19 protein-coding genes are annotated in these 23,150 nt (G+C 37.2%); 17 read left to right on the top strand and 2 right to left on the bottom strand.

Features of this window, described 5'->3' with window-relative positions; translation table 11 throughout:
* The first annotated feature begins 266 nt into the window (after positions 1-266).
* The gene (locus tag H6G59_RS05750; RefSeq protein ID WP_190712285.1) at positions 267-2,210 is read left to right on the top strand and encodes an endonuclease/exonuclease/phosphatase family protein; all 1,944 of its coding nucleotides are present in this window, start codon (positions 267-269) and stop codon (positions 2,208-2,210) included.
* A 68-nt stretch (positions 2,211-2,278) separates the two neighbouring features.
* Here the strand turns inward: H6G59_RS05750 and H6G59_RS05745 are convergent, their stop codons facing one another.
* Both H6G59_RS05745 and H6G59_RS05740 read right to left on the bottom strand, forming a co-directional pair.
* On the bottom strand, positions 2,279-2,854 hold the full coding sequence (locus H6G59_RS05745) for a DUF924 family protein (protein WP_190712283.1): 576 nt from the start codon (positions 2,852-2,854) through the stop codon (positions 2,279-2,281).
* A gap of 5 nt (positions 2,855-2,859) precedes the next feature.
* Positions 2,860-3,372, bottom strand: coding sequence for an SRPBCC family protein (locus H6G59_RS05740; RefSeq protein WP_190712281.1), 513 nt, complete (start codon positions 3,370-3,372; stop codon positions 2,860-2,862).
* Positions 3,373-3,926: 554 nt separating this feature from the next.
* Between H6G59_RS05740 and H6G59_RS05735 the strand changes: the two genes are divergently transcribed.
* The 16 genes from H6G59_RS05735 (at position 3,927) to H6G59_RS05660 (ending at position 23,121) form a co-directional block, all read left to right on the top strand.
* Complete coding sequence (locus H6G59_RS05735) at positions 3,927-4,121, top strand: hypothetical protein (RefSeq protein WP_190712279.1); 195 nt, start codon at positions 3,927-3,929, stop codon at positions 4,119-4,121.
* A gap of 332 nt (positions 4,122-4,453) precedes the next feature.
* Positions 4,454-4,618, top strand: coding sequence for a rubredoxin (rd, locus tag H6G59_RS05730; protein WP_127052541.1), 165 nt, complete (start codon positions 4,454-4,456; stop codon positions 4,616-4,618).
* Positions 4,619-4,667: 49 nt separating this feature from the next.
* On the top strand, positions 4,668-5,900 hold the full coding sequence (locus tag H6G59_RS05725; protein WP_190712324.1) for a BaiN/RdsA family NAD(P)/FAD-dependent oxidoreductase: 1,233 nt from the start codon (positions 4,668-4,670) through the stop codon (positions 5,898-5,900).
* Between the two features lie 771 nt (positions 5,901-6,671).
* Positions 6,672-8,096, top strand: coding sequence for a sugar transferase (locus tag H6G59_RS05720; RefSeq protein ID WP_190712277.1), 1,425 nt, complete (start codon positions 6,672-6,674; stop codon positions 8,094-8,096).
* Between the two features lie 42 nt (positions 8,097-8,138).
* Entirely contained in the window at positions 8,139-9,104 is a 966-nt protein-coding gene (locus H6G59_RS05715) for a glycosyltransferase family 2 protein (RefSeq protein WP_190712275.1), read from the top strand.
* Positions 9,105-9,184: 80 nt separating this feature from the next.
* On the top strand, positions 9,185-10,627 hold the full coding sequence (locus H6G59_RS05710; RefSeq protein ID WP_190712273.1) for a flippase: 1,443 nt from the start codon (positions 9,185-9,187) through the stop codon (positions 10,625-10,627).
* Between the two features lie 2 nt (positions 10,628-10,629).
* Positions 10,630-11,715, top strand: a complete 1,086-nt coding sequence (locus H6G59_RS05705; protein ID WP_190712271.1) for a glycosyltransferase family 4 protein — start codon at positions 10,630-10,632, stop codon at positions 11,713-11,715.
* 83 nt (positions 11,716-11,798) lie between these two features.
* Positions 11,799-13,466: an alkaline phosphatase family protein gene (locus H6G59_RS05700; protein ID WP_190712269.1), complete on the top strand. Its 1,668-nt coding sequence runs from the start codon at positions 11,799-11,801 to the stop codon at positions 13,464-13,466.
* Positions 13,467-13,530: 64 nt separating this feature from the next.
* Positions 13,531-14,166 carry a hypothetical protein gene (locus H6G59_RS05695; protein WP_190712267.1) on the top strand — a complete coding sequence of 212 codons (636 nt, stop codon included), beginning with the start codon at positions 13,531-13,533 and terminating at the stop codon, positions 14,164-14,166.
* Positions 14,167-14,326: 160 nt separating this feature from the next.
* Positions 14,327-15,265 carry an aldo/keto reductase gene (locus H6G59_RS05690; protein WP_190712265.1) on the top strand — a complete coding sequence of 313 codons (939 nt, stop codon included), beginning with the start codon at positions 14,327-14,329 and terminating at the stop codon, positions 15,263-15,265.
* 14 nt (positions 15,266-15,279) lie between these two features.
* Positions 15,280-16,326 carry a glycosyltransferase family 2 protein gene (locus tag H6G59_RS05685; protein WP_190712263.1) on the top strand — a complete coding sequence of 349 codons (1,047 nt, stop codon included), beginning with the start codon at positions 15,280-15,282 and terminating at the stop codon, positions 16,324-16,326.
* A gap of 60 nt (positions 16,327-16,386) precedes the next feature.
* On the top strand, positions 16,387-17,826 hold the full coding sequence (locus tag H6G59_RS05680) for an oligosaccharide flippase family protein (RefSeq protein WP_190712261.1): 1,440 nt from the start codon (positions 16,387-16,389) through the stop codon (positions 17,824-17,826).
* A 3-nt stretch (positions 17,827-17,829) separates the two neighbouring features.
* Positions 17,830-19,068, top strand: a complete 1,239-nt coding sequence (locus H6G59_RS05675; protein WP_190712259.1) for a hypothetical protein — start codon at positions 17,830-17,832, stop codon at positions 19,066-19,068.
* Positions 19,069-19,092: 24 nt separating this feature from the next.
* A complete protein-coding gene (locus H6G59_RS05670) occupies positions 19,093-20,469 on the top strand; it encodes a right-handed parallel beta-helix repeat-containing protein (protein ID WP_190712257.1) in 1,377 nt (458 codons plus the stop codon).
* Between the two features lie 231 nt (positions 20,470-20,700).
* A complete protein-coding gene (locus H6G59_RS05665) occupies positions 20,701-21,960 on the top strand; it encodes an O-antigen ligase family protein (protein ID WP_190712255.1) in 1,260 nt (419 codons plus the stop codon).
* A 93-nt stretch (positions 21,961-22,053) separates the two neighbouring features.
* Positions 22,054-23,121 (top strand): glycosyltransferase family 4 protein, encoded by a 1,068-nt coding sequence (locus H6G59_RS05660; RefSeq protein ID WP_242038793.1) that lies wholly within the window; start codon positions 22,054-22,056, stop codon positions 23,119-23,121.
* Positions 23,122-23,150: the final 29 nt, after the last annotated feature.

Here is a 23,150-nt window from a genome sequence, read left to right as displayed (position 1 = left end):
ATTTATTTAACATTAATTTCAGAAAAATATTTTAGCGATGCCTGTTTTTAACTTGGCGATCGCACTTTTTTTGCCCCACCTCACAAAATCGCGTTGCTCCCCCCACATATCAATATCGACAAATTAACCCAGTCGATGACACAAACGGCGGCGAACCAGGTGGTAATATCCGGGTAGGTTTCCTGTTTAATCCTCAACGTGTTTCATTTGTAGACATTGCTGGTGGTACATCAACCTCCAACACCACCGTTACTAACGCTAATGGTGTGCCGACACTCTCCGCTAGTCCTGGTCTGATTGACCCCACTAACGCTGCCTTTAATGCCAGTCGTAAACCCTTAGTAGGTGAATTCACCTTTAACGGTCAGACTGTCTATGTGATAGCTAATCATTTCAACTCCAAAGGTGGAGATCAACCGCTCTTTGGTGTTAATCAACCCCCTGTTCTGACCAGCGAAACCCAACGTAATCAACAAGCGACGATTGTTAAAAACTTTGTCCAAAGCATTTTGGCAGTTAATCCTAATGCCAATATCGTAGTTGCCGGGGACTTAAATGACTTTGAGTTCTCCAATCCTCTAACTACTTTAGAAGGGGCTGGATTAAATACCTTAGTTGAAACTCTTCCCCAAAATGAGCGTTATACCTACAACTTTGAAGGAAATGCTCAAAGTCTTGACCACATCTTAGTTAGTAACAACTTGCTGAGTCAGCTAGATGGGTTTGATGTAGTTCATATCAACTCGGAGTTTTTCGACCAAGATAGTGACCACGACCCCAGCGTAGCTAGGTTTACGTTGAATAACATCAATATCATTCAAGGTACACCAGGAGCAGACACCCTGAATGGAACACCTGGTGATGATTTGATTCAAGGCTTAGATGGTAACGACCGTCTATTCGGTAAAGCAGGTGATGATACCCTAGAGGGGGGAGAGGGTAACGATATCCTTAATGGTGAGACTGGTGCAGATAGCCTGACTGGTGGTCTAGGTAATGACGTTTACTACGTCGATAACATAGGCGATGTTGTGATTGAAAATGCAGATGAAGGCATAGATACAGTTTATTCCTCTGTAACTTTTACCCTAGTTAACACTGAACGTCTTTACCTAACAGGGACTGAAAATATTAACGGTATCGGTAATAGCAGCGATAACCAGATTGTTGGCAATAGTGGAAATAACAGCCTTGTTGGTGGCGATGGTAACGACCGTCTGTTCGGTAGAGCAGGTGATGATACCCTAGAGGGGGGAGAGGGTAACGATATCCTTAATGGTGAGACTGGTGCAGATAGCCTGACTGGTGGTCTAGGTAATGACGTTTACTACGTCGATAACATAGGCGATGTTGTGATTGAAAATGCAGATGAAGGCGTAGATACAGTTTATTCCTCTGTAACTTTCACCCTAGTTAACACTGAACGTCTTTACCTAACAGGGACTGAAAATATCGACGGTATAGGCAATAGCAGCGATAACCAGATTGTTGGCAATAGTGGAAATAACAGCCTTGTTGGTGGCGATGGTAACGACCGTCTGTTCGGTAAAGCAGGTGATGATACCCTAGAGGGGGGAGAGGGTAACGATATCCTCAATGGTGAGACTGGTGTAGATAGCCTGACTGGTGGTCTAGGTAATGACGTTTATTACGTCGATAACATAGGCGATGTTGTGATTGAAAATGCAGATGAAGGTCTAGATACAGTTTATTCCTCTGTAACTTTTACCCTAGTTAACACTGAACGTCTTTACCTAACAGGGACTGAAAATATCGACGGTATCGGTAATAGCAGCGATAACCAGATTGTTGGCAATAGTGGAAATAACAGCCTTGTTGGTGGCGATGGTAACGATAACCTCTATGGTGGTGCTGGTGAAGATACCCTGATTGGTGGTCTAGGTAATGACAACTTATATTTAGGTGTGGATAATGCGGTTGATGTTGTCAATTATGTCTTGGGTGATGGTGTCGATAAGGTTTATCAATTTGTTCGTGGTGCGTCAGGGGATATGCTCAATTTCAGTGCTATCACTGCTATTGATGTTTTCACATTAGGCGCTAATACACAACTTAGAATCAGTGATGGAATTGATGGTAATGCTGATTTTGGTAAAGGTCAGCTATTAGTCACTTTATTTGGTACATCTGGTTTTAACAATGCGGATGTAGATGTAAACCTGTTCGGAGCTAATTTCCTATTCAGTTAATGTGAAACGTTAGGGAAAAAAGAGGGAAAAGGTTTTTTCTTTTCCCTTTAACCTTTAACCTTTTCCCCCTAAAATGAATTACCCCCCTGCTGTAAAAACTCTTGTTCCTCTGTGGTAGAAATACGTCCTAAAATTTGGTTACGGTGAGGAAAGCGTCCAAAACGGGAAATTATTTTCATATGCTCAAAAGCATACTCAATCGCACTCAGACTTTCGGGATCATGACTAAGTTGCTGAAATAACTTCACAGATTGACGCTGATGAGCTAAGTTTTCACTATGTTCAAAGGGTAAGTAAATAAACCAGCGTTGTACAGGCAATAATTCGCGATCGTAACCTTGGGCAACAGCGTGTTGTGCTGCTGAGAGTGCTTCCCAGTCAGTAGCAAAGGCTTCTGGAGTATCACGGAAAATATTTCGGGGAAATTGATCTAGCAATAAAATCAAAGCTAGACAGGTGTCGGGTGTATTAATCCAATCATCTAAATATCCTGTCGCTGCTTTTTGGTAATCTTCGATAAACCTGGTGCGGATTTCTTCGTCAACATTTGGTTGTTTGCTAAACCAAAATTTCTGGGGTTTACCGTAATTTGGTTCATCAGGATGACCAAACCAAAATTCCAAAATAGTTTTTGCCTTTGACATTGCGATTATTGAATATTACAAAGCACTTGTCGCATTTTACGCATATTTGTAGGTAATTCCAAACTCATTGCTTGTTGAATGAACATTGAAGGGATGGGAATATTCGGTGTGGCTTGGACTGAATAAGCGAGTAAAGTACCATTACCCAAATCTTTCAGGTCTAAATTGGCATGAAAATCTTGAAAACTTCCTTTTTCCATCCTAAATTGAATTTGTTGTCCCAGCACTTCGACGACGTTCATGTAAATTTCAACTTGGGCTGTAAAAAATAAAAAGGCTTTTTGTGCTGTTTGATACAGAAACTTGACATCACCTTTAGAAATAATTTCGCTTTTGGTAATATCAGGAAAATAGTTTACCCAACGAGGGTAATCAGTGATTTGGTGCCATACACTTGATCGTACCAATGGTACATACATACTTGCAGTAACAGCACCACCCCAGGTAGTATGCGATCGCGTTTGCAGCAAAATTTCACCCTGCATTAGCGATTTTTGCTGATCTTGACTCCAAAGCATATCAGAACCTTTAATTAAATAGTTAAGTCTGAAATATCAAACGCAGACATATTGACTAGAGTTACTCCTTAACAAACCGTGAACATTTGTCTTGTTTAGCTTCCATATCGGTCAAATTATGCCATATCTGAAGGTGACAGGTTTCAGACATCCTCTAAATCCCCATTACGAACTGAGATTAGTGGTAACTGATTGCAAGCATCTACCGAACCTGGAGTGAAAACTGCAAACCATGAAGTTTGATAGATTTCACTACACCCAATTCTAATTACAGTTCAACTTGGATATTTTCTGGACATGATTGAAATTTAAGTGGATTCTGATTGAAAATCTTTACAAAGTAGGGCTGAAGGCCTAACTATGAGGAAATTTTAAAATTTGTTATCTTACCTAAGATAGTTTAATTTCTTTTCGCCAACTGCTGTAACAGCTAGAATGACTATCAAGTGATAATCATTAGGGAACCGCGCGGGGACGCAGAGATTTTTTTGATCAGCAATTAGCTAAACTCCATATCATATCTCATTTGTAGTTTAATTTAAGAGGAAAATAGAATGAATCAATCTTCCATAAATCGCAAATTAACCCAAATATTTGGCATTCTTCTCGGTATGGGAATAGCTACTTGGATACTTAGAGGCTTTGGTATCCTCACATTTATTCCTGGTGGTGTGATTTGGCTATTGTTGTTGGGAGCGATCGCAGTAGGGATTTTCAGTTACTTTCAAAGAATCTGGTGGCGCTTTTAATATCTGTCAGCAGATATAAGCATATATGTTGAGCTAAAAATATAATTATAGGACTTACGCACTGTACAAATTAATCATGGTGTGCATTTACCGAAATAGTTTCTTTCAGGTTTTAATTAATAATTTTGTTGATGTCATGTTGTAGGGGTAAAGCGCAGTGCTAAACCCCTACGGAAAATGTGGTTTTCGCTAACACATATTTGGTGTGATCTGTCAATGCGTAAGTTCTAAATTAATAGAAGAATCTGCTCACAATCTCTTGAAAAGAATTGTGGCTTACCAATATCAAGATTAATTAAATATCAGGTGACTCTTAACAGGTGACAACAAAAATGCAAAAGTATGTATGCAGCATCTGCGGATACGAATATGACCCCGAAGTCGGAGATGCTGATGGTGGAATAGAACCAGGAACAGCCTTTGAAGACATTCCCGATGATTGGGTGTGTCCAGTTTGCGGTGCAACAAAAGAAAACTTTGAAGCAGTGGAAGAGTGAAAATAACAGCTAACCTAGTTAAGTAGGTGCTATTGAGATATTTTTGAAGTTGTTACCGTTACAAATTGTAGTTATTGGTGGTGGGGCGGCGGGATTTTTTGGTGCAATCGCTTGTGCTGAATCTAATCCTCAAGCCCAAGTTACGTTAATCGAAGCCAGTCGTCAACCTTTGGCGAAAGTGCTAATTTCCGGTGGGGGACGCTGTAACGTCACTCACGCTTGTTTTGATCCTGAAGAGTTAGCCCTCAATTACCCCAGAGGTGGAAAAGCCTTGCGGGGTGCATTCACTCGTTTTCAACCTCTAGACACCGTAGACTGGTTTGCTGCTCATGGGGTAAATTTGAAAACTGAAGCAGATGGACGGATGTTCCCGATTACAGATCGTTCGGAAACCATAGCCGAATGTTTGATTAAAGCTGCGTTTACTGCTGGCTTAGAACTTAGTATTGGTACACCTGTTGTTTCTGTAACTCGACAAAACCAGGGTTTTGAAATTCTTCTCAAATCAGGAGAAACAAAATATTGCGACCGCTTGCTTTTAGCCACAGGTAGCAGCATCATCGGTCATAAAATCGCCAGAGAATTAGGTCATCACATCGAAACACCTGTTCCTTCTCTATTCACATTTAACATTGCTGACCCTAAATTACAGGCATTAGCGGGAATCAGCGTCACACCTGTAAATCTGCGTTTATCCCTTCCCGGAAAACATCAACTACAACAAACTGGCCCCTTGTTAATCACCCACTGGGGAATCAGCGGACCAGCAGTACTCAAACTTTCGGCTTGGGGTGCAAGAATTCTCCATGAAAATCGCTATCAAGCCAAATTATTGATCAATTGGCTGCCAAACTTGTCACAAGAGGAAGTTAGACAAAAGCTGTTATTAATAAAACAGGAATGGGGTAAAAAACCAGTAGCCCTTCATCGCGGAGTAGATTTACCCCACAGGCTTTGGCAATATATTATCGCTCGTATCAATATAACCACTGAAGACCGCTGGGCAGAAATACCCAACAAAATCTTAAATCAGCTAGTCCAAGAAATTTCTCAGGGAGAATACCTAATTAGTGGTAAAGGTGCTTTTAAAGAAGAATTTGTCACCTGTGGGGGAGTTAGCCTCAAAGAAGTAAACTTTAAAACAATGGAAAGTAAGTTAGTACCCGGTTTGTATTTTGCCGGTGAAGTATTAGATATTGATGGAATTACAGGCGGATTTAACTTCCAAAGTGCTTGGACAACCGCTTATTTAGCCGGACAGGCCATAGCAAACCCTAATTAATTGACACTTCTGATTCTATACTTTAAGTAAAGTTCTGGGATTCTTGGTTTATGACAACCTATACCCAGTCTACTCAAGGTACAATGTAGTTAATTATAGTATAGTTTATTACTATAGCAGGTTACAGAAGTGTCCCCTAGGGATACGTGCCTCAACCCAACCTTGTATCTTAGAGGTATTGGTTGAATAAATCAGACATCAGGTGGAAAAGGCTTAAGGAAAATTCATGTAGCCGCAGGCTTCCCAAAGGGTATTGTCCCTACTACAAGGGGTTTCGGGCAATACATAATGACTTTTGTCTCCTATGTCTAATTAATACTAAACATCCTTATGTGATGAAAATAACGTAAATTTTTGTGAAAGATACTGAAAAGTATTTCAAAATAAAAAAATGCTACGTGTTATGAAGATAACGTAAATCTTTGTGAAAGATACTGAAAAGTATTTCAAAATAAATAAAAAAAATGCTACTTTAGAAGGATGACAAATTTATACTAACTGTACTGTGAGTGTTCAAAATCTCAAGTATTACTTGATATTGACTCTCTCCTAGCACAAATAAATTTGGATCTTGCGTTGTTTTTATGGTGATAGAAGATTGATTATAACGAAATCCTTACGGGGCAAGGGTTATAAACAATTATGACCATATTTTTAATGAAATGCCTACACAATAAGGCTTTCAACGGTTTTAAAGCAGGTTTTTCATAAGAAAAACTGAAGAAGCATAAATTTTTACCCAAGACTACTTTATTGAAAATGAGAGGAAATATGTTAGATAAAAATGTAGCTAATAGCCAATTAAGTGAAGCGCCTCTAGACTTACGCGCTCCCATGTTTTCTAGAGTTAGAAAAGGAGGATGGTGGCTGCGACTGATCACACTAGTTACAGTAGATTTGACTGTTTTAATTAGTGCCTGGATATTAACAGAATTGCCTTCTCTGTTGTATACAGAAAGTGTTTATATCTCGATGTTTGCTGCTATATTTATTCAAATAGGGGCGTTAGCTATTCAAGGAATTTATGCTCCAGGCAATAAGCGTCATGACTACCTAAATATTATCAAAACCATGATTTTTGCTCATGGGATAATCCTACTAGTTTGTGTTTTGTATCAACCAATTGAAGATCTTTCCCGCCCAACATTAATAGTGTTTTGGTTCACAAGTACATCTTTTGTTTGTGCTGGAAGATTAATAATTAATTCTGCCCTGGAATATTGGCGACGTAAACAAGTATTAGGTAAAAATCCTATTTTCATTATTTGCAGTCAAGAGGAAAAAGAACAAGTTATTGGCTTTATCCAAAAAGAATCCCGTTACAATATTGTAGGCAGCGGCAATTGTGATTCATTAGATAAATTAAATCGTCTACAAACATTAGAAAAAATTAATGCCTTGGGGGCTACAGAAGTTTTAGTTTCTTGGAATGTTATCAAAGATAGAATGTATTTATGCTGGTTATTTCAAGCATCAGGAATCATGTTACACATTGTCCCTATGGAATTGAAACCCATCTATAGAGACATAGTATTTCATAATATTGGGGGCATGACCTGTTTAAGTTTTATTTCTCCAGTAATTACAGGTAGAGATTTTTGGTTGAAGAGAATTTTTGATTTTTGTTTTGCAGCTGTATTTCTGATCCTGACTTTCCCCTTATACATATCTATTGCTATAGCTATCAAATTAGATTCTCCAGGTTCAATATTCTACAGACAAACCCGCATAGGTTTACATGGGAAAAAATTTCAAGTTTGGAAATTTCGTACCATGAGACCTGACGCTGATAAACTGCAAAAAGAATTAGAAGCCTTAAATGAAGTCAAAGACGGCATTATTTTCAAAATCAAAGATGATCCTCGTGTGACTCGTATAGGTAAATTTCTCCGTCGTTATAGCTTAGATGAACTACCTCAAATATTTAATGTTGTTCTGGGAGAAATGAGTCTAGTGGGTCCTCGTCCTTTACCTACTAGAGATGTAGATAAATTTTCTGAACGCCATTTTATCCGTCAAGAAGTTTTACCTGGTATAACGGGAATGTGGCAAGTTTCAGGACGTTCCGATATTTTAGACTTTGACCAAGTGATGAAACTTGACCTTAGATACATTGAAAATTGGTCATTGTGGTTAGATTTTCAAATTTTGGTCAAAACAGTGCAGGTAGTTTTAAACAAAGAAGGAGCTTATTGAAAACAATAGTTATCAAGCAAATAATCCATGTAGAATAAGAATATGAATCCAGTAGTATCAGTCATCATTCCTGCTTATAATACAGAAAAATATATAGGCAAAGCCATTGAATCTGTATTGCAACAAACACTGGATAATTTAGAAATCATTGTAGTAGATGATGCCTCGACTGATGCTACATTAGCACTAGCTAAAAGCTTTAGTGATCCGCGAGTTAAAGTGCTAACTAATCCAGAAAATCTAGGTGCTGCTGCTGCACGCAACCGCGCTATCAGAGCAGCAACTGGAAAATGGATAGCCTTACTCGACTCAGATGATTGGTATGCTCCATATAGATTGGAAAAGCTTTTAGCTGTGGCAAATTCTCAACCAGTGGATATGGTCGCTGATGACATATATCATATCAATGACGGCGAGGAATTTCCTTGGAGTACATTATTCAGAGAAAGTGGGGAAAAATTTGATGAAATCATGCAAATTGAGCCGGTATTTTTTGTGGAAAGTGATTTACCTGGTGTAGGTGGATTAACTCTTGGACTTACAAAACCTATAATCAAAAGGGAATTTTTATTAAAACACAGAATTGAGTATCTCAATAATATTAGACTAGGGCAAGATTTCTGGTTTTATTTAAGCTGTTTAGCTAATGGCGCTCGTTTTTATATTATTCCCCAAGCCTATTATTTTTATCGTAGCCGTCCAGGGGCATTAACCAAGAAAACTAAAATAGAACGACTTAATCAATTTGTTACTGCTAACCTATGTTTCAGTGAACAACCCGTTGCCAAAAAAAATCCTCAGTTATTAGATGCTTTATCTAAGCGTATAACTAAATTAGAAAAAATTAGGTCATATTTTATTGTTGTTGATGCCATTAAGCAAGGTGAATTTTTAAATGTATTGTTGTTAATGAGAAATAATCCTTACTTCTTTCTTCACTTTATTAACCAACTTCCCAGGATACTATCAAGAAGATGGAATTATTTTCTAGCTAAATTAGTTCATTGAATAAATTAAATTGATCGATGAACATAGTTATCTTGTATCTAAGGCTTGCTAAATATATCTAAAGGAATTAACTTATTCAGATGGCATGGACAACAAAATTACTTGGAAATTCTATTTCATTACTGACTAATCGGGTTACACAAAGTGTAACAAGCTTTGTATTAGTTGCATTCATAGCTCGGATTCTTGGAGCTTATCAACTAGGACAGTATACTCTTGCGTTTAGCTATTACTTTGTGTTTATGACCATTACTGCTGGGGGGTTTAAAACACTATTTACTAGAGAAATATCGCGCCATCCCCAAGAAACACCACTTTACTTAGTAAATGGTACTCTATTGCAGTTAGTATTTAGTCTGATTGGTTATCTAGCAATGGTAGTGTTAGTATTTGCACTACCATATAATTCTGAGACATCTACTGTCTGCTACATTTTGGGCTTAATGATTGTCCCCTTTTCCCTTTCTAATATCACGGAGGCAATTTTTCAGGCTTACGAAAGAATGTACTTGATTACTATCAGTACAGTACCTATTTACATCCTGCGCTTGTTCCTCATGATCTGGGTAATGAATCTCAAGCATGGGGTGAACTGGTTAGTCGCAATTATGGTAATTTCTGAAACTTTAATTGTGTTGATTGAATGGGGTTTTATTCTACAATTTGTTACACCCCAATGGCAAATTAATAGTGATTTTATACGCAGGACTGTCAAAGCAGCTTGGATATTTTTATTCATTGAAGGAATGAATGTGATCAAGGATAGGATGCAAATTCTCATCCTCTCATTATTAGGAGGAGAGGTAGTTGTAGGAATGTATGGTGCTGTTGTACAGTTAATGCAACCTTTTCAATTGATTGCCTATAGCCTAGTAGTAGCCGTATTTCCAAGAATGTCAAAAACAGTTGATTTAGGGCGAGAAAAACAGCGTCAATTGTCAGAAAATGTAGTAGAAATGCTGCTAATTGTTTCCCTTCCATTAGTTGTCGGAGTTTTATTTCTTGGACAAGATTTACTAATTTTAATTTATAGTAATCCTAACTTTACTCAGGCAACTACGGCTTTGAATATACTTGCAGTGGGTCTAGTGGCATCATCTTATACCAGACCACTCAGTTATGCTTTGGTGGCAAATGGATTTGAGAAACTTAACTTAATTACAGTAATAATAACTTCTATTTTAGGGATATTATTGAGTATTATTCTGGTTAATAAATACCAGCTAAATGGTGCTGCTATTTCTAGCTTATTAATACAAATTATTGCCGGTTTCGCATATATTTATCACGTCTACAAAAACCTATTTCATCTACAAATATTAATAACTATAAGACGACCAATAATAATTACTATGTTGATGTTAAGCCTATTTGTGATTTTAGAAAGATTCAGTCTCAATATTTTATTAAAGATGCTGACTGCTACGTCGTTTTACATCGTCATAGTCGCTTACATAGCCATCCAATCCTCTGGTGGTTTTCGTGTAGTATGTGAGAAATTTTTATTTAAAAAGCGGTCATAATTATGAAAATTTCACTTTTGCATTTCTGTTTTAATGAATATACTATTGAACTAGCAAATGGGTTGGCCAACTATGTGGATTTAACCCTGATACATCCACAAGAATTATCTGCCAAATCTCAGAATTTACTAGATCCACGCATCCGCGTACTAAACTTTCAAAAACCTCGTATTCGCGACGTACGCAACCTATTAGCTATGGGTGAGATGATGGAGATTATTCATCAATCACAGCCGGATATACTCCATGTTCAGGAAACTAATGATCCTTGGTATGACTTGACTTTATTTCTTAACAAAATGCCCCCATTAGTAACAACAATTCATGATGTCTTTCGTCATCCTGGAGATCGAGGGAGTATTCCTGGTTCAGAGTACACCCGGCGGATAGCTTTCTACCGTTCCCAACAGATCATTATTCATGCTGAAAACTTGAGAGATGCGATGATCACACACTTTAAAATTCCTGCACAGAAATTAAATGTTCTTCCCCACGGAGAACTTGGTAGTTTGTATAAGCGATTAGCAAAAACAAAAGATGTAGTTAAAGAACCTTATACACTGCTATTTATTGGTAGGATTTGGCCATATAAAGGATTGAAATATTTATTAGAAGCTATGCCATTAGTCGCTGCCAGCATCCCAGAGGTTAAATTAATTATTGCGGGACGGGGAGAAAATTTAGACCGCTATTTTCCCCAAGGTTATGATGATCAACGCTATGAAATATTAAATCGTTATATTGAACGGGAAGAAATGCTAAGTTTGTTTCAGCGCAGTAAAATTTCAATTCTTCCTTATATTGAAGCATCTCAGAGTGGCGTAGCCGCTTTATCCTATGGCATGGGAATACCAGTCATTGCTTCTGACGTAGGAGGTTTAAGTGAGATAGTTCAACATAAAAAAGATGGATTATTAGTTCCACCAAGTGACGTTAAAGCTTTGGCAGATGGTATTATTAATTTATTGAAAGATAATCAATTATATAGCCAGATGCAAACAGCGACCGTCAGGCGTTGCCAAGAAGATTTGAATTGGGCGAATATTGCTAATAAAACGGTAGATGTTTACCGAAAAATATTGAAGTAAGTTAGCCTTATTTGCCTAGCTTAAGCATAGATTTTGCATCTTTATAAGAATAAATCCTAGCTAAATTGGAATTTGGAAATAACATGAAAAATCCTGTAATTGCAATTGGAATGGACGCTGGAGATCCAGTTTTAATAGATAAATGGATCTCCCAAGGACATCTAAAAAACATTAGTAAACTGCGACAGCAAGGAGCCTATGGATTGATAAAAAATACGGCTAAATACTGCGGTAATCCAACAGAATATATAGTAACTGAAGGATTGTGGGCGCAATTTTCCACAGGTTGTGGTGCAGATAAAACTGGATATTGGGACATCGTTAAGTATAAACCAGAAAACTATGAAATTGATTGTGATCTGTTTCTGAGTGGTTACGATTACAAGGAATACCCTCCTTTTTATGCCCTAGGAGATAACTATAAAGTTGCAGTTTTTGACTTACCTGTAAGCAGAATTTCTGAACAAGTTAATGGATTTCAAATGCTAGGTTGGGGAGGACATTTTCCCTATGCTACTAGTGGTTCAAACCCTCCTGAACTTTTCCCAGAAATCATTCGTCAGTATGGAGAAAATCCAATCCTGTTTAATGATACTGGTGTTTGGTGGGATCTAGATTATGTAAAATGGCTGCAACCAGCACTCAAAGAAAGTATTAGCAAACGCACAGCGATTTCTTGCGACTTACTACAGCGAGAACCTTGGGATTTATACTTAACTATTTTTGGTGAGCCACACACAGCAGGCCATGATATATACAATTACAGCCAATCAGATCACCCACTTTACCCGTACCTGAGCAAAAATGGTACTGTTCCTGACCCACTATTGGAAACATACCAAAATATTGATGCAGGGATAGGAAAAATATTAGCTGAAGCACCGGAAAACGCTTATATATTGTGTTTTTCACTGCATGGCATGGGTACTAATTACAGCGATATACCAAGTGCAGCATTTTTGCCAGAAATACTTTATCGCTTTAACTTTCCTGGCAAAACTGCTATTGGATCAGGAAATTTACAAGTTTCTCCTCCACCCATCACAACCAATCCTATTCGTAACTCTTGGCCAGGTGAAGTATGGATTAAGAACTATGAACCCAATCCCATCAAGCGGTTACTGAAACCCCTAACTCCTAGCAAGTTTTTACACTCTGATCAGAATGGTTTAGCTTCTCCCTACCGACTCATGGAAGAATCAGTTCCTTTTGGTTGGATGCCTGCTAGGTGGTATCAACCTCTCTGGTCTCAAATGAGAGCCTTTGCTTTACCATCTTTTGCTCATGGACATATTCGGATTAATCTGCAAGGAAGAGAGGGAAATGGAATTGTTTCACCTTCCGAGTATGAGGCTCTGTGTGATGAACTGACTCAAGTTCTCTATCGTCTCAAAGATGGTAGAACGGGTGAACCTTTAGTCAAACAAGTAGTCCGAACGCGGAAATCTGCGACTGAAAATAATCCTAAACTGCCAGATTCCGACTTGTTGGTATTATGGCATGAGCGGATGACAGATGTTGTCGATAGTCCTGATGTTGGACGCATTGGCCCTCTCACTTACTTCCGTGCTGGTAGTCATTGGAATCGGGGATTTTTGATGGCTAAAGGTCCAGGTATTACCCCTGGTTCTAACTTGCCAGATGGTGAAAGTGTGGACTTAGCCCCAACTATTTTGGAACTAATGGGTGCGCCAATTCCTGATTACTTTGATGGTAAGTCCCTTTTAAAAAATACTCCAGTTAATAACTAAAACAACAAGCCACTATTAGAGGATCTGAGATTTAACTTTAGGAATATAAATTGAGGAATAAGAGATGAAAAAGTCAGCAGAAATTGTGTCCTTGTTTAAAAGAGTCGCGGTTTATCTTCTGAGAAAGTTAAAACTAAAACAAAGTTTTAGCAAATCTGATTTACAAGTTCCTCCCGATTTTGAAGTTTCAGATGCTTCTCAGCATTTTACACGTAAATGGTTTGAACAACTATACAGTGAACTTAGTGATGGCACTCCCTGTTACCGCCCTTTAAATACTCCTAATTATGATGGTGGTGTTTTAAAGGGTTGCTATTGCTGCCCAGCCAATACGAGACTCAACCTCTTGCCTAATGAAGAAAAGATGTTTACAGATGTTATTAATGACTGGGATTTTCGTTTGACTGATCATGAGGAGTTGCCAGGGAGAAAAACTATTTACTGTAGCAAAATGGGTTTATGCAATGGAAATAAACCATTTATTTGTCGAACGCACCCAGTATACTTTTCTGAAGGGGCTATTTTATTTGTTGAAAGTCAATGCCGCTTACCTGCTTACAAATTTTTACAATTTCATCATGAGGCAAGTGAAAAAATTCGCAGTGTAGTATTTAAATATGGCTTAGAAAAAGTTATCCTTGGCTATGCTAAAAAAAGTGTTTTAGAAAATGGTCAAGAAGTTGTAGATTTCCATTGCTAATTCACAAACTTAGTCTCATCAGCCAATCAAACTCAAATTTGCATATTTCTGTTTTCTAGGATGGGCATTTTGCCCGTCCTTACTATATAAGTTAAATCTCCCCTAGCTTACCAATATGATCTGAAAATACAGCAAATTAAGAACAAGAGAGCTTAACTAAATGGAAATAAAAAAACTCGGTAATACCAGTGTTAGCATCAGTGAACTTTCCCTTGGAGCTATGGCACTATCTTTAATTACTAAACCACCTGAATTACAAGCAATAGAAACTATCCATCGTGGTCTCGATTTTGGCATCAATTTAATTGATACTGCCGACTCCTATTGCCGGGATGAGTCAGACAAACATGATAATGAGCGATTAATCCGCAAGGCTTTACAACAATACAACGGTGATACAAGTAATGTTTTCATAGTCACCAAAGGCGGTTACACTCGTTCAGGAGGAAATTGGATACTTAACGGTAATCCTGATCATCTGCGGCAAACAATTCGAGAAAGTTTTGAGGCACTCGGTGGTGATAAACCGATAGATATGTGGCTGCATCACAGACCTGATCCAAATTACACGATTGAGCGATCGCTTACCCCAGCTAAAGAAGCAGTCAAAGAGGGAATTATCCGTTTTGTGGGACTGTCCAACTATTCGGTAGAAGAGATCAAACGCGCCCGTGAAGTCGTTGAGATTGTGGCTATTCAAAATCAGTTTAATCCCTGGTATCGCCATCCTGAATTTGACGGAGTATTGAAATACTGTGAGCAAGAGGGATTAACCTTTATGGCCTCAAGTCCTTTTGGTGGTATTAAAGGTGCGCGTCGTACCAGCCCTCTAGAAAATCTCTCAGTTTTCACTCAAATAGCTGAAGAAAAAGGAATTTCTATATATAACTTGATGCTGGCATGGTTACGAACCAAATCACCTATAATTGTTCCCATTATTGGAGCTAGTAAGCCTGCTAGTGTGGAAGCATCAGTGAATGCTCTGACAATCAAGTTATCCAGTGAAGAAGTAAATCGGCTTGATAGATCAGTACCCTTTAATCACTTGAAGGAAAAACTGAAATTGATTAAAAAACAGTTGAAACAACTTATTAAATAATAGAAAAATTCAGCATGAATCCAGAAGTATCTGTAATTATTCCAGCTTATAATACCTCAGCCTATATTTCTCGTTCAATCGAGTCAGCACTGGGGCAAACTCTTAAAAATATTGAAGTAATTGTTGTAGATGATGCCTCGACTGATAACACATTAGAAGTTGTGAGTAGCTTTACAGATGAACGGCTGAAAGTATTTATTAACTCTGAAAACCTGGGTGCTGGTGGTACACGTAATCGAGCAATTGAGGAAGCTAAAGGCAATTGGATTGCTGTTTTAGATTCCGATGATTGGTATGCGCCCGAACGACTAGAAAGACTTGTGCAGTTAGCATACCAAGAAAATGCAGATATGATTGCGGATGATTTATATCTTATTAAAGATGGTGAAGAATCACCTTGGAGTACCCTAATTCAAGAAAGTGGAGAATCTATACCCACAACTAAGCAAATAGATCCAGTCTTTTTTGTGGAAACAGATATATATAGAAAACCAGGTCTGCATTTAGGCATATCTAAACCTTTATTCAGACGTGAATTTCTGATTCAACAAGATATTAAATATGATCCAGGCATAAAAGTATCTCAAGATTTTTGGTTGGCTTTAACTTGTTTAGTCAGAGGAGCGCGGTTCTTCCTTGTTCCCGAGCCATATTATTTTTATCTTTCTCGCTCAGGTTCTCTAGTTTTTACAGCTAAAGTAACACGTCTTACTCAAGATTGTGAAGCAACAATAACTTTCATGGATAAAGAAGAAATACTTAAGAAACAACCCCAGTTGGCTCATGCTTTATCCATAAACTATACAGTTTTTAAAAAACATTTAGCCTATTACCGTGTTATAGAACCTCTCAAGGACAAAAAATGGTTAACCGCATTGAAAGAAATGCTATATAACCCCTACTTTTTCACTTATTTAATTCGCAACATTCCCGGTATTATCAATCGGCGCATTCAATTATATCTTTTTGGTAACAAAGCAGCCTATGATATTTTTTATTCGACCAAAAAACAAAGAAAGTTATCAAATATTTCCGTAAAAGCATCAAATAAAATAGAGTAATTTTTATGAAAATAAGGATTTATGTCTATGTACTAGATAATAACTAAATTTATAAAAAAAATGGCAAAATACCAATTAGCAAAAAATACTGTATCACTGTTAGTCACCCGATTAGTACAAAGCATTACCACCTTTTTAATCACAGCAGCCATATCTCGTACTTTGGGAGCCTATGTATTAGGGCAATATATCCTCGCATTCAGCTACTACTTTATTTTTGTCAGTATTGCTTCACAAGGTCTCAAGACCTTATTTACACGAGAATTATCTCGCAACCCTGAAGAAATATCTGTTTATTTAGTAAGTGGTACTTTCTTACAGTTGGTATTAAGCGGTATTAGTTATCTAGTATTAGTTGTTGTGGTGTTCATACTTCCTTATAACTCTGATACCTCAACAGTTTGTTACATTATGGGTTTAGCAATCATTCCTTTTGCCCTTTCTAACATCACCGAGGCAGTTTTTCAGGCTGAAGAGAGAATGGATTTGATTGCCATTTCTACAGCACCTATTTATATTCTGCGATTGCTAGTAATGCTTTGGTGTATGCAACTGAATTATGGAGTGAATTATTTAGCTGGAATATTTGTAATTTCGGAAACATTAATTTGCCTAATTGAATGGATTTTTACTACACGAATAGTTACACTAAAATGGCAGATTAATAAAGATTATATATGGCGACTTTTCAAGTCAGCGCGTACATTTTTAGCTATTGATGCAGTAGGAATGATAGCTAGTAAAATGGAAATACTCATTATTTCACTTTTAGGTAATGAGCTTCTAGTCGGTCTTTGTGGTGCTATCGCGCAATTACAGCAACCTTTTATGATGATTGTCAATAGTTTAAGTTTAGCTATTTTCCCCCGCATCACCAAGGCAGTAGACAAAACACAGGAGAGCCAGCTTCATGTTACTGAAAATATTATTGAAATCCTGATGGGAATGTCATTACCATTTGTGATCGGAATTTTTTTTGTGGGGGGAGATTTACTCAAATTTATTTATCAAGATACCAATTTTAGCGATGCTACTTTAGCTCTTCAGGTCAGTTCATTAACACTGATTGTCTATCCTTTCGTAAGAATATTAAATTATGTTCTTTTAGCTAATGGACTTGAGAAGATAAATCTCATTGAAACGATTGCTACAACTGTTATCGGAGGGATGTCAGGTGTGATATTAATTTCTCAGTATAAGTTAATGGGTGCAGCCGTTATGGAAGTAGTAGCATCTACTACTGCTTTTTTAATACTCCTTTATACTGTTCATACTCGGCTATTTTATTTACGTTTATGGAAAATAATGTTTCGACCTATTTTGATGAGTATAGCAATATCAATAGTATTTATTATACTTAAAAAATGGCATTTAAATTTGGTTTTAAATATTACAATCGCTATGTTCTTCTATGGTTTATTTGGAATTGGTTTTCTAATTCATGAACTAGGAGGAATAACAGCTACATGGAAACAATTATTCAATCAAAACTCAAGGTAAATTATGAAAATTAGTAACTTTAGAAGTGAACAAGAAGGAAATTTATTCAAAGTAGCAGCGACTATAGTTTGGGAAGATCGAGATCGCTCTCCACAAGATATATACATTGCTACTACCCAAGAATTTGCTAAGGACTTATCATGCAATCCGCATAGTTTTTTAGTTGCTTGTATTATGGTGGCTTTCTACTATGGAGAAAAAAGAATTTACATAGATGCGGAGATTTGTCCACAGTTAATAGAAAATTTAAATACGGCGACGGCTTTGGTAAAACACTGGTACAAGAGTGACCGTTCAAGACTTAAAATTGAAGCCAAAATTAAAACCAGCATAGAAACACCAACCACAGATGATCGAGCAGCCATATTTTTTACAGGTGGGATAGATACATTAGCCACTTTACGACTGAACCGAACTAACTACCCCTTAACACACCCTGGATCAATTAAAGATGGACTGTTTATTTATGGGTTTGCGGACACTACTCTAGAAAATTTTGAAAAAGCATACAATTCTTTTGATGAAATTACAAAAGATGCGGGAATTACCCTCATTCCTGTTTATACAAATATCTATTCTCATATCAAAGATTTGGAATATGAAAGTATAGGATTTTGGAGAGATTATCAAACTGGTGCTGCCCTATCTGCTATTGCCCATGCTTTCAACAAGAGAATAACTAGTGCATCTATTAGTTCCAGCGATGAAATTCAGTACCTAGCACCCTGGGGAACCCACCCTCTGCTTGACCCCAACTATAGCAGTTATGATTTGAAAATTCGCCATGAATATATTAACTTTTCCCGATTTAGTAAAACCAAAATAGTCTCGGAATGGGATGTAGCTCTACAAAATTTAAGGGTGTGTGATGAGTTAAATTTGACTGCCGGATATTTAAATTGTGGTAAATGTGCAAAATGTGTGGTGACAATGACTCAACTATTGAGTTTAGGACTTTTAAAGAAAACTAATGTTTTTCCAGTTAATGATATTTCCGCAGAATTAATTATCAAAAAAGCCAACATTAAGCATTGGGATGAAGAAGCTTATTATCTAAAATTAGTTGATTTACTGCAAGATCAAAATCGTGATGACTTAATACAGGCGATCAAAAAAATAAGTGTTCAATTTCGTTTGAAACAAGGCATCAAAAAAGTAGACCATAAGATTTTTAATAATGCTTTGTACAATTACTACGAAAATACAATAAAAAAGATACTCTTAAAACAGAGTAATATATAATACATATCCAAGGATTTTGATTTTATGGCCATTCATGGATTCAGTTTGACAGCATCCCTTGTGCTTCCTTGTCTACTTAGCAGCATGGTTAGCACAGACAGTATCACAACTTCTTTGTCTGACCAGGTAAAATTATTCACCCAGAATAAACCAACACTTTACAGCCAAGCCACAAAGAAAACCTACTACGTCAGTGCTACTGGTAGCGATAGCAACAATGGACTCTCCGCTACATCCCCCTTTAAGACTATTCAGAAGGCCGCAAATCTCACTAATCCGGGAGATACAGTCTTGATTATGAACGGAGTATATACAAATACTGGCTCTGCTGGACAAGTAGTAAAAATCACTCGTTCTGGAACAGCAAGCGCATGGATTACTTACAAAGCGTATCCTGGACATTTCCCGAAACTTCAACACAACGTATGGAATGGCATTTTAATTCAGGATGGAGCATCTTATATTGAAATCAACGGTCTTGAGGTAATTGGTAACAATGCCAAAACAACCCTTGCTTACGCCCAGAGTCAGAAAACTAATACCTCCAACCCTCTAACAAGTGGTAACTGCATTAGTATTGATGGCCGCAAAAATGGTCGTTCACATCACATCCGTATTCTCAATAATAAGGTTCATGACTGTGGAGGGGCAGGTATTTCCTCCATTCAATCGGATTATTTGACAGTGGAAGGTAATGAAGTGTTTAATAACGCCTGGTACTCCCCTTATGGCAATAGTGGTATTTCTTTGTATCAAAATTGGCGTTTTGATAGCAATACAGGATATAAAATGTTTGTCAGAAAAAACAAAGTCTATAACAATCGTCAATACATTCCCTGGATTGCTACTGGAACTATCACAGATGGCAATGGTATTATCATCGATGATTCCAGAAATACTCAGAACGGCTCGACATTAGGTGCTTATACTGGACGGACTTTAATTGAAAACAATATCATCTACAAAAATGGCGGATCAGGTATTGTTACTTATTTAAGTCAGCGTGTTGATATTGTCCATAATACAGCTTATTTAAATATCCAGAGTCCAGAACTAGAAGCAGGAGAAATATTAGCCCATGTTGCATCTGACATCAAAATTTTAAATAACATTCTCTATACTTTACCTAACAAATATGTTAACAAAAATTGGCAGAATACCAACGTTATCTACAATTACAATATATACGCCAATAGCACTTTGATAGCTATCAAAGGAGCTAATGATATAGTGGCTGATCCGAAATTTGTTAATCTCTCAATTGGTGATTTGAGACTCCAGGCAACCAGTCCAGCAATTAATAAGGGTTTTGCTTGGACGAGCTTAAAATCCGATTATGCGGGAAATGTTCGTCCTTCTGGTACTGGGTATGATATTGGGGCTTACGAATACAAATTTTGATATAGCAGTCACCATAAAGATTAGGATATAAATTCCTGTTTACCCGATAATGATAAGCCTATTTTTTGTCCTAAACACTTTGTCCATTGCTATAACTTTTACTATAAATTAAGTGATGAGATGGGAACTTAAGCTTTTTCAAAAACCAGTTGAAATAGGTTTCTCTTGGTATCTGGTTTTTCTAGCCAAAACTGCAAAAAATAGAAATTTCAACCCGGATGAGGCTTAGTGATGAGAAAGGTAATAATTTTTGCAGAACAGGGCTTCACAGTAGCAGCTTTAATAATTTATACAGGTGCTATTTTAAACCTTGTTCTATCAGGAGGAGCGCAACAGAATGAGTTTGTTGAGTATGATAGCTCATTGATTAGGATTATTAATTTACTACTCTATATAGTCACATCATTACTTTTAGTTTTGCGTTGGAAAAAAACTCTCTTTGTTCTGATTAAAGACCGATGGATATTTCCTTTACTTCTGTTTTCCGCCTTTTCTATTTTTTGGTCTTTTGATCAAGCAACAACATTAAAAAATAGTGTTACTTTGATTGGTTCCAGTTTATTTGGGCTGTATTTAGCCTCCCGTTACACGATCAAGCAGCAACTGAATTTACTGGCTTGGGCATTTGGAATTATTATATTATTGAGTTTTATTTTTGCTGTAGCCTTGCCCTCCTATGGGATCATGGGTGGTGTTCATAAAGGAAAGTGGCGTGGAGTTTTCCTACACAAAAATGGACTAGGAGCAAAAATGGTCATGAGTAGTATGTTTTTTTTACTTCTTGCTTATAAAAGTAAAAAAAACAAGTGGCTTGTCTGGGGTGGATTCAGCTTATCAGTGTTGCTGATGTTGCTTGCCTCTTCAACTTCATCTCTTCTCAACCTATTAATGTTGATATGTGCATTTTTTATGTTTCAGACTGCCCGCTTACCATATCTACTGATGCTACCAACACTAACTTTAATAATAGCCATAGGTCAGGTTTTATATGTTTGGTTTGTCAGTAATTCTGAGAAAGTTTTTGCCTCATTGGGTAAAGATTCTACACTTACTGGTCGAGGCGACTTGTGGCCATTTGTGTTTGATATGATTTGGAAACATCCTTGGATTGGTTATGGTTATGGTGGATTTTGGCAAGGATGGGATGGTATAGGTTCTGCCTACATTTGGCGTGCAACTGGATGGTCACCAACCCACCCCCACAATGGTTTTTTAGCTCTCTGGCTTGATGTAGGTTTACTAGGGTTAGGGTTCTTTTGTTTAGGATGTTTGCAGACTTTCCTAAAAGCAATAGCTTGGGTACGGTTGACTAAAGATACAGCAGAAATGTGGCCTATTATGCACATAACATATATGATTATAGCTAACCTTACTGAAACCGATTTACTAAACTCAAATAGCATTGTTTGGGTACTCTATGTTTCTGCTTCTATGTCATTGTCAAACAATAGAATTACGAAACCAGATATAATGGTTGAAACTAGTTATTAATTAACTGGTAAGTACATGATATAGAGAAAATTCATTGAGTATTTAATAGTAGAAAATAAAAATAACCTAGTTATGCAGAAAATAAAAATTATTATGTTAGGTCCAAGTTTATCCCAGCAAGGAGGAGTTGCTAATTACGAGAAACTCTTCTTGCAATATGCCCCTGAACAAGTGCAAATATCTCATATTATTACTCATCAAGAAGGTTCAATAGCCGCTAAAATTTGGGTATTTTTAAGTGGTATATTCAAATTTATCGGAGTTTTATTAACTCAAGAAGTTGATATCGTTCAGTTAGAAATTTCCCAGCGTGGCAGTGCTTTCCGACAAGCAATTATGACATTTATAGCTTGGATATTCCGTAAGCCAATTATTGTTCATGCTCATGGTAGTCAATTTCATGAGTTTTACTTGGGACTATCTCAATGGATGCAGCAATTGCTGAGTTGGATATTTGGTAAATGTCAAAGGTTTATAGTCTTATCGGCAAGTTGGCAGGAATTTTATACAAATACCTTTGGGCTAAAGCCTGAACAAGTAGTAGTTTTATATAACCCAGTCAAAGTTCCGTCCTCAGTTCCACACCGTGCCGATGCTCAAAAAGTTAATCTCCTCTTTTTAGGAAGAGTGGGAGAACGAAAAGGAGCATTTGATTTAATTAGAGCTTTTTCTCTTTTACCTGAACAACAAAAGATTAAATCTAGTCTAATTATGGCAGGAGACGGAGATTTAGAAACAGCGCATAATTTGGTTAAGACTTTAAATCTGGAGGATTATATAAAATTGCCTGGTTGGATAGGGGCGGAAGCACGTGATATTCTTCTATCTCAAGCTAATGTTTTTATCTTGCCATCTTACAACGAAGGTTTACCATTAGCCATGTTAGAAGCAATGGCTTGGGAGTTACCAGTTATTGTTACTCCAGTGGGAGGTATATCGGAAATAGTCATTCATGGAGAAAATGGACTCATAGTTAAACCTGGTAATATTGAGCAGCTATCTAATGGGATAAACTCTTTAATTGAAAATGAAAACTTCAGACTTTCTCTAGGCTCTCAAGCCAGAGTAAGCATGATTCCTCTAGATATCAAAAAACATTGGGAATCTTGCCTAGATTTATATAACTTAGTGTTAAATCAGAAAGGTAAATTTTCCAGCTAACAAAGGTCTTTATTAAACTTATAAAGGAT

The organism is Anabaena lutea FACHB-196 (assembly GCF_014698305.1).
GTDB classification, from domain to species: Bacteria; Cyanobacteriota; Cyanobacteriia; order Cyanobacteriales; family Nostocaceae; genus Anabaena; species Anabaena lutea.
This window is presented reverse-complemented; position numbering and strand designations above follow the sequence as displayed.